Annotated in this window: 14 protein-coding genes and 1 tRNA gene; 9 read left to right on the forward strand and 6 right to left on the reverse strand. The window is 73.2% G+C overall.

Annotated elements, in window-relative coordinates; translation table 11 throughout:
• The first annotated feature begins 51 nt into the window (after positions 1–51).
• The 7 genes from ABZ312_RS25005 to ABZ312_RS25035 all read left to right on the forward strand — a co-directional run bounded on the left by ABZ312_RS25005 (position 52) and on the right by ABZ312_RS25035 (position 6335).
• Positions 52–528, forward strand: coding sequence for an Lrp/AsnC family transcriptional regulator (locus tag ABZ312_RS25005; RefSeq protein WP_499512096.1), 477 nt, complete (start codon positions 52–54; stop codon positions 526–528).
• Between the two features lie 26 nt (positions 529–554).
• Positions 555–1202, forward strand: a complete 648-nt coding sequence (locus tag ABZ312_RS25010) for an ABC transporter permease (protein WP_499512097.1) — start codon at positions 555–557, stop codon at positions 1200–1202.
• Positions 1195–2436, forward strand: coding sequence for a betaine/proline/choline family ABC transporter ATP-binding protein (locus ABZ312_RS25015; protein WP_500438835.1), 1242 nt, complete (start codon positions 1195–1197; stop codon positions 2434–2436). The genes ABZ312_RS25010 and ABZ312_RS25015 overlap by 8 nt, the downstream gene beginning before the upstream one ends.
• Positions 2433–3344: an ABC transporter permease gene (locus tag ABZ312_RS25020; RefSeq protein ID WP_500359521.1), complete on the forward strand. Its 912-nt coding sequence runs from the start codon at positions 2433–2435 to the stop codon at positions 3342–3344. The genes ABZ312_RS25015 and ABZ312_RS25020 overlap by 4 nt, the downstream gene beginning before the upstream one ends.
• Entirely contained in the window at positions 3344–4315 is a 972-nt protein-coding gene (locus ABZ312_RS25025) for a glycine betaine ABC transporter substrate-binding protein (protein WP_500330055.1), read from the forward strand. Before ABZ312_RS25020 ends, ABZ312_RS25025 begins: the two co-directional genes overlap by 1 nt.
• Positions 4316–4394: 79 nt before the next feature.
• Positions 4395–5021, forward strand: a complete 627-nt coding sequence (locus tag ABZ312_RS25030; RefSeq protein ID WP_500330057.1) for an ArsR/SmtB family transcription factor — start codon at positions 4395–4397, stop codon at positions 5019–5021.
• A gap of 24 nt (positions 5022–5045) precedes the next feature.
• Positions 5046–6335 carry an MFS transporter gene (locus ABZ312_RS25035; protein WP_500330059.1) on the forward strand — a complete coding sequence of 430 codons (1290 nt, stop codon included), beginning with the start codon at positions 5046–5048 and terminating at the stop codon, positions 6333–6335.
• Between the two features lie 7 nt (positions 6336–6342).
• Here the strand turns inward: ABZ312_RS25035 and ABZ312_RS25040 are convergent, their stop codons facing one another.
• From ABZ312_RS25040 to ABZ312_RS25065, 6 genes are all read right to left on the reverse strand, one after another.
• Complete coding sequence (locus tag ABZ312_RS25040; RefSeq protein WP_500330061.1) at positions 6343–7131, reverse strand: S16 family serine protease; 789 nt, start codon at positions 7129–7131, stop codon at positions 6343–6345.
• 59 nt (positions 7132–7190) lie between these two features.
• The gene (locus ABZ312_RS25045) at positions 7191–7856 is read right to left on the reverse strand and encodes an IclR family transcriptional regulator (protein WP_500330063.1); all 666 of its coding nucleotides are present in this window, start codon (positions 7854–7856) and stop codon (positions 7191–7193) included.
• Between the two features lie 328 nt (positions 7857–8184).
• Positions 8185–9993, reverse strand: coding sequence for a DEAD/DEAH box helicase (locus tag ABZ312_RS25050; RefSeq protein WP_500330064.1), 1809 nt, complete (start codon positions 9991–9993; stop codon positions 8185–8187).
• Positions 9994–10526: 533 nt separating this feature from the next.
• Positions 10527–10913 carry a type II toxin-antitoxin system death-on-curing family toxin gene (locus ABZ312_RS25055; protein WP_500438836.1) on the reverse strand — a complete coding sequence of 129 codons (387 nt, stop codon included), beginning with the start codon at positions 10911–10913 and terminating at the stop codon, positions 10527–10529.
• A 1-nt stretch (position 10914) separates the two neighbouring features.
• Positions 10915–11115 (reverse strand): hypothetical protein, encoded by a 201-nt coding sequence (locus ABZ312_RS25060; protein WP_500330068.1) that lies wholly within the window; start codon positions 11113–11115, stop codon positions 10915–10917.
• A gap of 31 nt (positions 11116–11146) precedes the next feature.
• Positions 11147–12514, reverse strand: coding sequence for an MFS transporter (locus ABZ312_RS25065; RefSeq protein ID WP_500438839.1), 1368 nt, complete (start codon positions 12512–12514; stop codon positions 11147–11149).
• A 145-nt stretch (positions 12515–12659) separates the two neighbouring features.
• Between ABZ312_RS25065 and ABZ312_RS25070 the strand changes: the two genes are divergently transcribed.
• A complete protein-coding gene (locus tag ABZ312_RS25070; RefSeq protein WP_500330070.1) occupies positions 12660–13520 on the forward strand; it encodes an alpha/beta fold hydrolase in 861 nt (286 codons plus the stop codon).
• A 91-nt stretch (positions 13521–13611) separates the two neighbouring features.
• Positions 13612–13683 (forward strand) — tRNA-Cys (locus ABZ312_RS25075).
• Positions 13684–13879 lie beyond the last annotated feature (196 nt).

Here is a 13879-nt window from a genome sequence, read left to right on the forward strand (position 1 = left end):
AGGCGGCATTCTGTGCACGGTGACCACCGTCACAGGAGGGACTGGGGTGTCATGGGGATCGACCGGCTGGACGGACGGCTGATCAAGCTGCTCGCCGAGGAACCGCGGATCGGCGTGCTGGAGGCCTCGCGGCGCCTGGGAGTGGCGCGCGGGACCGTGCAGGCACGGCTGGACCGCCTTCAGGCCAATGGGGTGATCCGCGGCTTCGGACCGCAGGTCGACCCGGCCGCGCTGGGCTACCCGGTGACGGCCTTCGCCACGCTGGAGATCAAGCAGGGGCAAGGCCCGGACGTGCGGGCGCATTTGGCCGGCGTCCCGGAGGTCCTGGAGCTGCACACCACGACCGGGCAGGGGGACATGCTGTGCCGGCTGGTGGCCCGCTCGAACGCCGATCTCCAACGTGTGATCGACCGGGTTGTGGGCTTTGATGGCATCGTGCGGGCCTCCACGGCGATCGTCATGGAGAACCCGGTCCCGTTGCGGATCATCCCGCTGGTCGAGCAGGCGGCACAGGACGCGGACACGTAGCCGAGGGACGGCAGGGGTGATGCCCGGTGAGCTTCTGGGAGTACCTCGCCAGCCGTCACGAGCAGCTGCTGATCGACGCGTACCAGCAGGCCAGCCTGGTCTTCCAGTGCATGGTGCTGGCGACCGCGATCGGGGTGGCGATCGGGGTCCTGTCCTACCGGCGCGACTGGGCCGCGGCCCTGGCCGTCACCTCCACCGCGACGATCCTCACCATCCCCTCCCTGGCCCTGATCGGCCTGCTGATCCCCTGGCTGGGGCTCGGCGTCCCCCCGACGGTGACGGCCCTGACGCTGTACGGGCTGCTGCCGGTGGTCCGCAACGCGATCGTGGGGCTGCGCGGGGTCGACCCTGCGCTGGTCGACGCGGCCCGCGGCATCGGGATGTCGCGGACGGCCGCCCTGGCGCGGGTCGAGCTGCCGCTGGCGTGGCCGCCGATCCTGACCGGCATCAGGGTGGCGACGCAGATGCTGATGGGCATCGCGGCGATCGCGGCGTACGCCTCCGGGCCGGGGCTCGGCAACGAGATCTTCCGCGGGATCGCCTCCCTGGGCGGCGCCAACGCCCTCAACCAGGTGCTGGCCGGGACGGTCGGCATCGTCGTCCTGGCGCTGCTCTTCGACGCCTGCTACGTGCTGCTCGGGCGGCTCACCGTCCCCCGGGGGATCCGTGGCTGAGGCGTCGGGCGCGATCATCGAGCTGGAGCAGCTGACCAAGCGGTACCCGGGCAGCGCGGAACCGGCCGTGGACGGCGTGAGCATGGAGATCGGGGCCGGCGAGACGGTGATCTTCGTCGGTCCCTCCGGGTGCGGGAAGTCCACCACCCTGAAGATGATCAACCGGCTGATCGAGCCGACTTCGGGCCGCATCCGCATCGGCGGCGAGGACGTCACCGACATGGACCCGGTGAAGCTGCGCCGCAAGATCGGCTACGCGATCCAGTCCTCCGGGCTGTTCCCGCACATGACGGTGGCCGAGAACATCGGGCTCGTCCCCCGGATGGTGGGCTGGTCCAGGGCGCGGGTCCGGGACCGCGTCGAGGAGATGCTGGACCTGGTCGGGCTGGACCCGAGGGAGTTCCGGGGCCGCTACCCGCGCCAGTTGTCGGGCGGTCAGCAGCAGCGCGTCGGGGTGGCGCGGGCGCTGGCGGCCGATCCCCCGGTGCTGCTGATGGACGAGCCCTTCGGCGCCGTCGACCCGATCACCCGTGACCACCTCCAGGACGAACTGATCAGGCTGCAGCACGAACTGCACAAGACGATCGTCTTCGTCACCCATGACTTCGACGAGGCGATCAAGCTCGGGGACCGCATCGCGGTGCTGCGGGAACGCTCGCACATCGCCCAGTTCGACACCCCCGAGGCGATCCTGACCAATCCGGCCGACGACTTCGTCTCCGGGTTCGTGGGCGCCGGGGCCGCCCTGAAGCGGCTCAACCTGACCCGGGTGCGGGACGTGGGCGTCGCCGACTTCCCGACGGTGCGCCTGGACGACCCCCTCCAGTCGATCTTCGACCGGCTGCGGGAGGTGACCACGACCAACGAACTGCTGCTGCTGGACCGCAGGGGCCGCCCCTACAAGTGGCTGCGGCGCGGCGACCTGATGCGCGCCAAGGGCTCGCTCGCCCGCGCCGGGACGCTGGTGGGCGACACGGTGACCCGGGACGCGACCCTGCGCGACGCCCTGGAGGCGGTGCTCACCGACAGCAGCGGACGGGTCGCGGTGACCGGCCGGCGCGGCGAGTTCACCGGGGTGGTGGACATGGAGACGCTGCTCAACTCCGTGCACCAGCTGCTGGAGGAGGACCGGCTGGCGGCCCTGGAGCACCGTCACGAACTGGAGGAGCTGCGCGCCCCGCAGACCCGGGCCGAGCAGGAGGGCGCCGACCACGAACCGGGGGCGCGGGCATGAGCCCCGCCACCGGCGCACCGCCGGGCGGGACGGACGGGACAGGAGGACCCGGCGGGCCGGGCGGGCCCGCGACGGCTCCCGGGGCCGGGCAGGGCCCGGCCGGTCCGGAGGAACCCGCGGGCGGCGAGGGCCCCGGCGACCGGCCCCGCGGGCCCGCGGCCGGACCGCCGGCCCGGCGGCTGACCTGGCGGAGACTGCTGGTCACCCCGGTCGTGCTCGCCCTCGTCCTGCTCGCCACCTACCTGTGGATCACCGGCATCACCCTCGACTCCATCGCCGAGAACGCCCTCGTCGGCGACACCGTCAGGGTGCGGCTGTGGCAGCACGTCAAACTGACCGCGATCTCCACCTTCTGGGTGCTGGTCATCGCCGTCCCGCTCGGCATCGCACTGACCCGGCGGCGGCTGCGCCCCGCCGCGCCGGTGGTCACGGCGATCGCCAACATCGGGCAGGCGACGCCCGCCATCGGGATGCTGGCGCTGCTGGTCATCTGGCTGGGCATCGGGCCGCGCACGGCGCTGATCGGCATGGTGGTCTACGCGGTGCTGCCGGTGCTGTCCAACACCATGGCGGGGCTGCGGGCCATCGACCCCACCCTGATCGAGGCCTCGCGCGGCATCGGGATGTCGGCGGCCGGAACCCTGTCCCGGATCGAACTGCCGCTGGCGGTACCGCTGATCCTGGCCGGCGTGCGCACCGCGCTCGTGCTCAACGTGGGCACCGCCACGCTCGCCACCTTCGTCGGCGGAGGCGGGCTCGGCGACATCATCACGACCGGGATCGTCACCCAGCGCATGCCGGTGCTGGTGCTGGGTTCGGTGCTCACCGTGGTGCTGGCCCTGCTGGTGGACTGGCTGGCGTCGCTGGCCGAGCAGGTGCTGCGGCCGCACGGTCTGGACACGGGCTGATGCGCCGCCGGGCCCTGGCCGCGGGCCTCCTGGTGCTGCTCACCTGCGCCCCGGGCTGCGGGCTCAAGAGCGGCAGCCCGCTCGTCGACGACGTGCGCCCCGGCTCCCTGGGACAGGGGCTCCCGCTCAAGGGCGCCTCGCTGACGGTGACGTCCAAGAGCTTCAGCGAGCAGATCATCCTGGGCTCGATGATCGGCCTGGTCTTCAAGGCGGCCGGCGCCGAGGTGCTGGACCGCACCAACATCCAGGGCTCCATCGGGGCGCGGGAAGCGGTCAAGTCCGGTGCCGCGGACGCCATGTACGAGTACACGGGCACCGCCTGGATCACCTACCTCGGCCACGACGAGCCCATCGCCGACCCCATGGAGCAGTGGCGGGCCGTCCGCGACGCCGACCTGCGCAACGGCATCACCTGGCTGCGGCCGTCCACCCTGGACAACACCTACGCCCTCGCCATCAGCCGGGACAAGAACCGCCCGTACGGGCTGCGGACCCTGTCCGACGTGGCAGCCCTGTCGCGGAGGGACCCCAAGGCCGTCACCCTCTGCGTGGAGAACGAGTTCGCCTCGCGGGACGACGGCCTGCCCGGCATGGAGAAGGCGTACGGCATGGACCTGCCCTCCGCCAACATCCGCAAGATGGACACCGGGATCATCTACACCCAGATCGCCAAGCCCGGTTCCTGCCTGCTCGGCGAGGTCTACACGACCGACGGCCGGATCGCCTCCCTGGACCTGCAGGTCATGGAGGACGACAAACGCTTCTTCCCGAACTACGACGCCGCACCCGTCGTCAACAGCGAGGCCCTTGAGCGCTGGCCGGCCATCCGCTCCCTGCTCGACCCGCTGTCGGAGAAGCTGACCACCGACGTCGGCCGGGAGCTCAACGCGAAGGTGGACGTGGAGGGCGAGGACCCGCACGAGGTCGCCAAGGAGTGGCTTATGAAGGAGGGCTTCATCAGGGCGGGGTGAGCGGGCGGGGTGAGCGCGTCGGGCGAGGCGTGCAAAGAAAGCGTTGCAAAGGAGCCTTTGCAACCTCTACGGTGGGACCGTGCCAGACGACCCCACCGCCGACGCGACCGACCCCGGCGTCATCAGCCTCGACCCGCGCACCCTGCGCGGCCTCGCGCACCCGCTGCGCATCCGGCTGCTCGCCGCGCTGCGCGAGCACGGCCCCGCCACCGCCTCCGGCCTGGCGGCCCGGCTCGGCGAGTCCAGCGGCGCCACCAGCTACCACCTGCGGCAACTGGCGGCGTACGGCTTCGTCGAGGAGGAACCGGACCGCGGCACCGCACGCGAGCGCTGGTGGAGGGCCGCGCACCGCGGCACGCACTTCGACGCCGGGGGCTTCCTCGGCCACGCCGACCCCGAAGTGCGCGCCGCCATCGGGCTGTTCGGGCGCGAGGTCGCCGCGCACCACGCCGCGGAGCTGGAGACCTGGCTCGCCACCGTCGGCGACTGGCCCGCGGAGTGGCGCCGCAGCTTCGACCTCAGCGACTTCGCCCTGCGGCTCACCCCGGCCGGGGCCCGCGCCCTGCGCGACGAACTCCACGCCGTGCTGGAGCGCTACCGCACCTCGGAAGGCGGGCACCGCTCGGACCACGAGGACGCAGGGGACACCGAGGACGCCGTGCCCGTCCGCGTCCACCTGCATACCTTTCCGCGCACCGCGGACTGACCGCACCGACCACGGGGGACACACATGGAGACCGGAACCGGCATATCCGACGGCACCGAGCGGGCCACCGGGCCCGTGCCCGCACCCGATCCTCGGCCGCTGCGGCTGGTCCTGGCCGCCAACGTCGTGTCGATCAGCGGCAATTCGCTCACCGTGCTCGCCGTCCCCTGGTTCGTGCTGCAGACCACCGGCAGCGCCGCCCGCGCGGGCCTGGCGGCCTTCTGCGCGACCCTGCCGGTCGTGGTCTCCGCGCTCGTCGGCGGGCCGGTCATCGACCGCTTCGGACGGCGCAGGTCCTCGGTCCTGTCGGACGCGGTGTGCGCGGTGGCCGTCGTGGCGATACCGCTGCTCCACTTCGCGGGCGTGCTGCGCTTCTGGCAGCTGTGCGCGCTGATGGCCGTCAGCGGGCTCTTCCACGGCCCCGGCGAGACCGCGCGCGAGGTCCTGCTGCCCGTGCTGGCCGAGCGGGCCGGGACGCCACTGGGGCGCGCCGCGGGCTACTTCGACGGCGCCTCACGCGGCGCCCGGATGCTCGGCGCCTCGGCCGGCGGTGTGCTCATCGCCGTCCTGGGCGCGGAGGCGGTGCTGCTGCTGGACGCGGCGACCTTCGCCGTCTCCGCGCTGCTGATCGCCTTCGGCGTCCGCGGGCTGCCGGGCGCCGAACCCGCCAAGGACACGGCACCGGTCTCCCTGCGCACGTACCGGGCCGAACTGCGCGAGGGCTACGCCTTCCTGATCCGCACCCGCCTGCTGCTGGCCATCACCTTGATGGTCATGGTCACCAACGGCCTCGACGCGGGCTGGAGTTCGGTGCTGCTGCCCGTGCACGCCGACCGGGAGCTCGGCGGCTCCGTCCAACTCGGCCTGCTGTCGGGGCTCTTCGGGGCCGGCGCGCTCGCCGGGGCGCTGCTGTACGGCGCGGTGGGCCACCGCCTGCCGCGATGGCCGGTCTACACGGTGTGCTTCCTGCTGTGCGGCGCGCCCCGGTTCCTGGTCGCCGCGTGGGTGCCCGGATGGGGTGCCCTGGCGGTGACCATGGTGGCCGGCGGCATCGCGGCGGGGGCGCTCAACCCGATCCTGGCGACGGTGACCTTCGAGAACATCCCGGACGAGCTGCGCACCCGCGCCCTGGGCACCCTGGGCGCCGGGGTGCTGCTCACCACCCCCGTGGGCGGCCTCGCCGCGGGCTACCTGGTGGACGGCATCGGCCTGGCCGGCGCGCTGCTGCTGACCGGCGGGGCGTACTTCCTCGCGACGCTGTGCCCGCTGGTCTTCCCCTCCTGGCGCCACATGGACGCCCGGCGGGGCACCTGACCTCGCACTAGCAGCTGGGCACCTTGCCGCCGCTGTCGAGGGCGTCCAGGGCGTCGATAGCGCCGTCCAGGGTGGTGACGGGCACCAGACGCAGCCCCTTGGGCAGTTCGGCCCTGGCGTCGGCGCACTCGGCCTTCGGGACGAGGAAAACGGTCGCGCCGTCACGCCGGGCGGCCTGCTCCTTGAGCGGGACGCCGCCGACCGGACCCACCTTGCCGCCGGCGGTGATCGTCCCCGTACCGGCGATCCTGCGGCCGCCGGTGAGGTCGCCGCCGCGGCCGTTGCCCTCGATCTTGTCGATGATGCCCAGGCTGAACATCAGGCCCGCACTGGGCCCGCCGACGTCCGCGAGGTGGAGGGTGACCTTGACGTCCGAGGGGGACAGCCGCAGCTGCCGCAGGGCCGCGGCGGTGGCGTCCTGCTGGGACTCGGTCATCTCCGCCTGGTTGTGCCGCTCGATCTCCTTGACGGTGCCGCCGGTCGGGTAGACCGCGTCGCGCGGCATCACGGCCTGGTCCGTGGCGAACCAGGCCTTGAGGACGTCACCGAAGCGGACGGCCGCGTCCGGGTTCGTCGCCGCGATGGTCGTCATCCGCAGCTGCCCCGAGGTGTCGCGGGTCCCGGTCCCGGAGATCGTGATCACCGGCTTGCCCTGGTCGTCGCCGAGGACGTCGGCCGTCAGCCCCGGCACGACGATCGAGATCGGCAGCGGCGCGAACAGGGCCACCGCCAGCAGCGCGGCCACGAGCGCGGCGCAGACGGCGAGGATCCGGTTCCGGGCGGAGACGAAAGGCATGGGGTGAATGTAGTTCACGGCGGCGGCCCGGCGTGCCGGGGCCCGGGGCGCCGGGGCCGCTAGCGCAAGGCGTCGGCGACCTCCAGCGCCGCCTCGACGACCCGGGGACCCACCCGTTCGGGTATCGCGTCGGCGAGCATCACCACGCCCACGCTGCCCTCGATGCCCGGCACGCCCACCAGCGGGGCCGCCGCACCGCTCGCCCCGGCCTCCAGCTCGCCGTGCGTCAGCACGTACCCGGGGCCCTCGGAACACCGTGAATCAGGCTCGTACGGCTGCACGCTGCGCCCGGCGAGGATCGCCCGGCCCGCGGCGCCGCGGTCGAGGGAGTGCCGGAAACCGGTGCGGTAGGCGACGTGGTAGTCGGTCCAGCTCGGCTCGACGACCGCCACGGCCAGCGCCTCGGTACCGTCGACCAGGGTGAGGTGGGCGGTGGCGCCGATGTCCTCGGCGAGGGAGCGCAGGGCGGGGAGCGCGGCCTCGCGCAGCAGCGGGTGCACCTGGTGCGCCAGCCGCAGCACGCCGAGCCCGACCCGGGCGCGGCCGCCGAGGTCGCGGCGGACCAGGGAGTGCTGCTCCAGCGTGGCCAGGAGGCGGTAGACCACCGTACGGTTGACGCCCAGCTTCACCGCCAGCTCCGTGACGGTCAGTCCGTGATCGGTGTCAGCCAACAGCTTCAGGACCCGCAGGCCCCGATCGAGCGTCTGAGAGGTCTCCGCGGTCACGACGCCCCCTTCTCGTGTGAGTGGCGGCTCATCTCTCACGGCGGGAGCACTGCCGGTCCCGCGGCAGAGCGCGGAGAGGCCACCGGTCTGGCGGTACCGGCTGGCGCCCCGAGGCTGCTCTGCCACGGCGCGTTGCGTGACCGGAACGGTAGCGATGCGTACCGCTCAGCGGAAGACTTCGTCCACAATCCGGTCACGTGACCGGGGTAGCGGGGGCGCACGACGTAAATCTTCCGCGGAATCACCTCTCGCACCGCAAGATTCACAGCATCACTGACGTACCATCAGCACCCGGCGCGGGCACCGCGGATGAGCGGACGGCCGCCGCTCAGCGCATCCGCGTCGCCCACTCCTGGACCTTCTTGATGCGTTCGTTGAGCTGCCCCGCCGTCGCCTCCGCGCTCGGCGGTCCGCCGCACACCCGGCGCAGCTCGTTGTGGATGACACCGTGCGGCTTGCCGCTCTGGTGGTTGTACGCGGCGACCATCGTGTTCAGCCGCTTCCGCAGCTCCAGCAGCTCCTTGTGCGTGACGATCGGCCGCCGCTCGGCGGGCAGTTCCAGCAGGTCCGCCTCACTGTCCGGCTTCTTCCGGCTGTGCGCGATCTGCCGGGCCTGCCGCTTCTGCAGCAGCAACTCCACCTGGTCCGGCTCGAGGAGGCCCGGAATGCCCAGGTAGTCCTGCTCCTCCTCGCTGCCCGGGTGCGCCTGCATGCCGAACTCGGCGCCGTCGTACAGCACCCGGTCGAAGACGGCGTCGGACTCCAGCGCCTCGAAGGGCAGCATGTCCTGCTCGCCGGTGTCCTCGTCCTGCTGCTTCTCCGCCTCCGCCAGCTCCTTCTCGGACTCCGCGTACGGGTCCTCCTCGCCCTCCTTCTTCGGCTTGTCGAGGGCGTGGTCGCGCTCCACCTCCATCTCGCCCGCGAAGCCCAGCAGCATGGGGATGGTCGGCAGGAAGACCGAGGCCGTCTCACCGCGGCGGCGGGACCGCACGAAACGGCCCACCGCCTGTGCGAAGAACAGCGGCGTGGAGATGGTCGTCGCGTAGACCCCGACGGCCAGCCGCGGGACGTCCACGCCCTCCGACACCATGCGGACCGCGACCATCCAGCGGTCCTGGCTCGCGCTGAACTCCTCGATCCGCGAGGACGCCCCGGCGTCGTCGGAGAGCACCAGGGTCGCCTTGTGCCCGGTGATCTCCCGGATCAGCTTGGCGTACGCGCGGGCCGAGTCCTGGTCGGTGGCGATCACCAGCGCGCCGGCGTCCGGGATGGACTTGCGGACCTCCGTCAGCCGCTGGTCGGCGGCGCGCAGCACGTTCGGGATCCACTCACCGGTCGGCGCCAGCGCGGTCCGCCAGGCCTGGCCGATCGCGTCCCTGGTCATCGGCTCGCCGAGCCGTGCGGAGATCTCGTCTCCGGCCTTCGTGCGCCAGCGCATGTTGCCGCTGTAGGAGAGGAAGATCACAGGACGCACGACGTGGTCGGCGAGCGCGTTGCCATAGCCGTAGGTGTAGTCGGCGGAGGACCGGCGGATGCCGTCGTTGCCCTCCTCGTACGTCACGAACGGGATCGGGTTCGTGTCCGACCGGAACGGCGTCCCGGTCAGCGCCAGCCGCCTGGCCGCCGGCTCGAACGCCTCCAGGCACGCCTCGCCCCAGGACCGGCTGTCGCCCGCGTGGTGGATCTCGTCGAGGATCACCAGCGTCTTGCGCTGCTCACAGCGGTTGCGGTGCAGCATCGGGCGCACGCCGACGCCCGCGTAGGTCACCGCGACCCCGTGGTACTCCTTGCCGACCGGCCCCGCGCTGTACTCCGGGTCGAGCTTGATGCCTATCCGGGCCGCCGCCTCCGCCCACTGCTTCTTCAGGTGCTCGGTGGGGGCGACGACGGTGATCTGCTGCACGAGGTGGTTGTGGAGCAGGTACGAGGCCAGGGTGAGCGCGAACGTCGTCTTGCCTGCGCCGGGCGTCGCGACGGCCAGGAAGTCACGCGGCTGCGTCGCCACGTAACGGTCCAGGGCACCTTGCTGCCAGGCGCGCAGCTTGCCGGCCGTGCCCCAGGGGGCGCGGCCGGGGAAGGCGGGCGACAGGTGGTGCGAGTGCGAGCTGCTTGCGCTGTGCGGGGCGGTGGTAGTCACGGTCTCCGGTGACGGGTCGGGTACGACAACCGTCACAGCCTACTGGCGCGCGGCGGGGGGTCGTGGTTGCGGCCCGTTGTCGTGTGCGGCGCCGCGGTGGTTGCGGTTGCGGTTTCTCCCCCGCCCTCCCTCCCGATTGCCCGGCGCGGTCAGTGCGGGCCTGCGCACCGTGTGCCTGGGTCGGGGCCGCGCCGGCGCACTCCCCCAGCCTTCGGCCGGGGGGACCCCCACCTCAGCGCTCGCGGCGCTGGTCCACGTCATTCGGCGCCGGGTTCCCCGCTCGTCTCCCCCAGCCTTCGGCCGGGGGGACCCCCATGGGCGCACCCGCCACACCCCCTCCCGCTGTGTGGGCGCATGACGCCCGGTGGAGGGTCAGTAAGGCACCTGCGGCAACCCCGGACCGCTCTTCTGAACCCCGTCCGGCCATTAGTCGCCTAGACGACCGGAGGGGGTGTGGCGGGGTGCCCCGGGCGGGGGATGCCTGCCGCAGGCGCAAACAACCCGCACACAACAACGGGCCGCGAGGGACCGCGTCAAGGGGAGGCGAGCCGCGCCAGGGCGCGCCCGATCGCCGCGGGGGCGGAAAGATCCCCCGCCGCGACCGAGACGACCAGGGCGTACGCCACGTCCTGGTCGGCCGACCGCAGGTCGACCCCGTTCAGGCCCAGGAACACCGCCGCCGCCAGCCACGCCGTCCGCTTGTTCCCGTCGACCAGGGGATGGTTCGCCGCGATCGCATGCAGCAGCGCACCCGCCCGCTCGTACACGTCCCCGTACGCCTCGACGCCGAACATCCGCGCCCGCGGCCGGTGCACGGCCGACGCGAGCAGCCCGGGCTCGCGCACCGCGGGCGGTTGGCCGCCGCAGGCGAGGCGGGCGAGGCCGGTGACCTCGGCGAGCGTGAGGTGGCGCACGGTCATGTCACTCCCCCAGCCTGCGCAGCAGGTCCGCGTGGGCGGCGGCGTACGCCTCCCCCGCGGCGAGGACGCGCGCGGCCTCGGCCGCCTCGTACGCCCGCACCGCCGTGCGCACGAACTCCGCGACGGGCACGCCGTGCGCGTCGGCGAGGTCGCCCAGGGACTCCCACTCGGCGTCGGTGAAGACGAGGGTCAGCTCTTTCACACCGGGACGGTAACCCCCCGGCGCGCCCGTCTCACCCGGTTTTCGGGCGGAGGCGGGCCGCGACGGCGACGCCCGCGAGGGCGAGGACGGACATGGGGAGGAGGACGGCCGTGAAGGCGCCCGCCGCGCCGCCGAGGGCGGCGAAGACGGTGCCCGCGGCGGCGACCAGGACGACGCTGGAGAGCGCGTCGGAGACCTGGAGGGCGGCGGAGTTGGCGCCGGCCTCGGAGGGGGCCGAGAGCTTGAAGAGGATGACGCTCAGGGACGAGATGACCAGGCCCGCGCCGAGGCCGCCCACGCCCCACGCGGCGGCGGCGCTCCAGGCGGGGGCGGCGTCCAGGAGCGGCAGGGCGGCGCCGGCGATCGCCGCGGCCATGAGGAACATGCCGAGGACGACGAGGCGTTCGCGGTGGGGTTCGAGGCGGGGACGGCCCTGGATCCAGGAGCCGATGCCCCAGGTGACGCCGCCGCCGGCCAGGGAGAGCCCGGCGAGGGTCGGGGACATGTGCCGCTGCGTGACGAGCATGAGCGGGACGAAGCTCTCGGCGCCGAGGAACGTGCCGGACGCCACACCGCGCAGCAGCACCACGGACGGCAGTCCGCGGGCCGCGCGGAAGGTGCCGCGGGGCAGCAGCCGCAGCGCGGCCGGGACGACGAGCGCGGCGCCCGCCACGGCGAAAACCAGCGACAGCGGCCTCAGGTCCTGCCCGGCGTACTGGAGCAGCCCGGCGCCGGCGGAGACGGCGAGCGCGAGGCGCAGCCGGCGGCCGTCGGGGGCCGCGCGGTCGTCCGGGGGCCGCTGGAGGGAGGCGCGGCGCAGCGCGGGCAGGCCGGTGAGGAGCGGGAGCACGACGAGCAGGGGGATGGCGAGGAAGACCCAGCGCCAGCCGAACTGCTCGGTGACCGTGCCGGCCACGAGCGGGCCGACGATGGAGGGCAGCACCCAGGACGCGGCGAAGGCCGCCATCACCGCGGGCCGCAGGCGTTCGGGGTAGGCGAGGCCGACGACGACGTACAGGGCGACGATGACGAGCCCGCCGCCGATGCCCTGCACGGCCCGGCCCAGCACGAACGGCCACATGGACTGGGCGGTGCCGGAGACGACCAGGCCGGCCGCGAAGGCGCCGATGCCGGTGACGAGCGGCGCCAGCGGCCCGGTGCGGTCGCACCACTGGCCGCTGACGACCATCGCGAAGAGCGAGGTGGTGAAGTAGCCGGAGAAGGCGAAGGCGTACAGCGGCAGCCCGTCCAGCTCGCGGGCGGCGATGGGCATGGCGGTGCCGACGGCGGTGGCCTCGAAAGCGATGAGCAGAACGACGGAGACCATCGCGAGGGTCAGCGCGCGGTAGCGGCTGCCCAGGACGGTGTCGGCTTCGGTGTCCGGCCCCGCGAGGGGCATGCCTGCATGGCCGGATACCGGCTCGGTGTCTGCGGTGGTCACCACGACAGGGTAAGGGGTCAACCGGCTCGTTGCCCCTGGCACCCGGGTCGGCCTTTCGGCCTAGGGCCGGGAGAAGCGGGCCCGGGCCGGGAAGGCGTAGGCCATGCCGCACTACACCTCGTACGACGGAACCGAGCTCGCCTACCAGGACCGGGGCGAGGGGCCCGTACTGCTCGCGCTCGCCGGCGGGCCGGGGCGGGACGCCGCCTACCTGGGCGACCTCGGCGGCCTGGACCGGGGCCGGCGCCTGGTGGTCCCGGACAGCCGGGGCACCGGCGCCAGCCCGCCGGCCGGCGACCCGCTCGCCTACTCCTTCCCTCGGCTCGCCCAGGACCTGGAGGCGCTCCGCGCGCACCTGGGCCTGGAGCGCTTCGCGCTGCTCGCGCACGACGCGGCCGCCGCGACCGCGCAGGTGTACGCCGCCGCCTACCCGGAGCGGCTGACGCACCTCGTGCTGGTCACCCCGGGCTCCCGGCTGCAGGGCGAGCTGCCCGACGACGCCCGCGAGATCTTCGAGAGCCGCGTGCGCGAGTCCTGGTGGCCGGAGGCGGTCGCCGCCCTCGCCGAGCTGGAGACCGCCGACGACCTCGACCGGGTCCGTACGCTGCTGCTGCAGGTCGCGCCGATGGCGTACGGCCACTGGGACGAGCCCCAGCGCGTCCACGCCGCCGCCGAGGGCGGCCAGTTGCACCCGGTCCCCCGCGCCGGATTCTGGCAGGGCGTCGACGAACCGGCCCGGCTCGCCGTCCTGGCCCGGCTGCGCGAGGTGACCTGCCCGGTGCTGGTCCTCACCGGCGACCGTGACGCCATCACCGGGATGCGCGCGGGCGAGGTCGTCGCGGCCTGCTTCCCGCACGCCCGCCTGCGTCCGCTGCACGCCGTCGGGCACTTCCCGTGGGTGGACGAACCCGGGCTGTTCCGCCCGGTGGTGGAGGAGTTCCTCGCGTCGCCCGGCGGTTCGTGAACGGCGTGTGGCAGTCCTGTTGCAGGTCCCCGGGAAGCGTTGACCCCCTCCCGGGGGCCGCGCCTATGGTCGAGTCACGTCGATGACGCAAGGCCGTGTGCCCGAGTGGTTCAGGGGCTCGACTGCAAATCGAGTTACGTGGGTTCGATTCCCGCCACGGCCTCTACTTTTCCGACCAGGCAAAACGATAGGGCGGCGCCTCGATGGAGGCGCCGCCCTATGGCCGTCCGGAGGGGCTGGGGCGGATCGGCGTCGGCTGTCACGGTTCGCGGCGGACTTCTTCGTCAACGGCGCACCCGGTAGCGCAGGTGGAGCACCCGGTTCCCCTGAATCGCCACGTCAGGATCCTCCAACAGGTG

It is taken from the genome of Streptomyces sp. NPDC006207 (assembly GCF_040613835.1).
Lineage (GTDB): Bacteria > Actinomycetota > Actinomycetes > Streptomycetales > Streptomycetaceae > Actinacidiphila.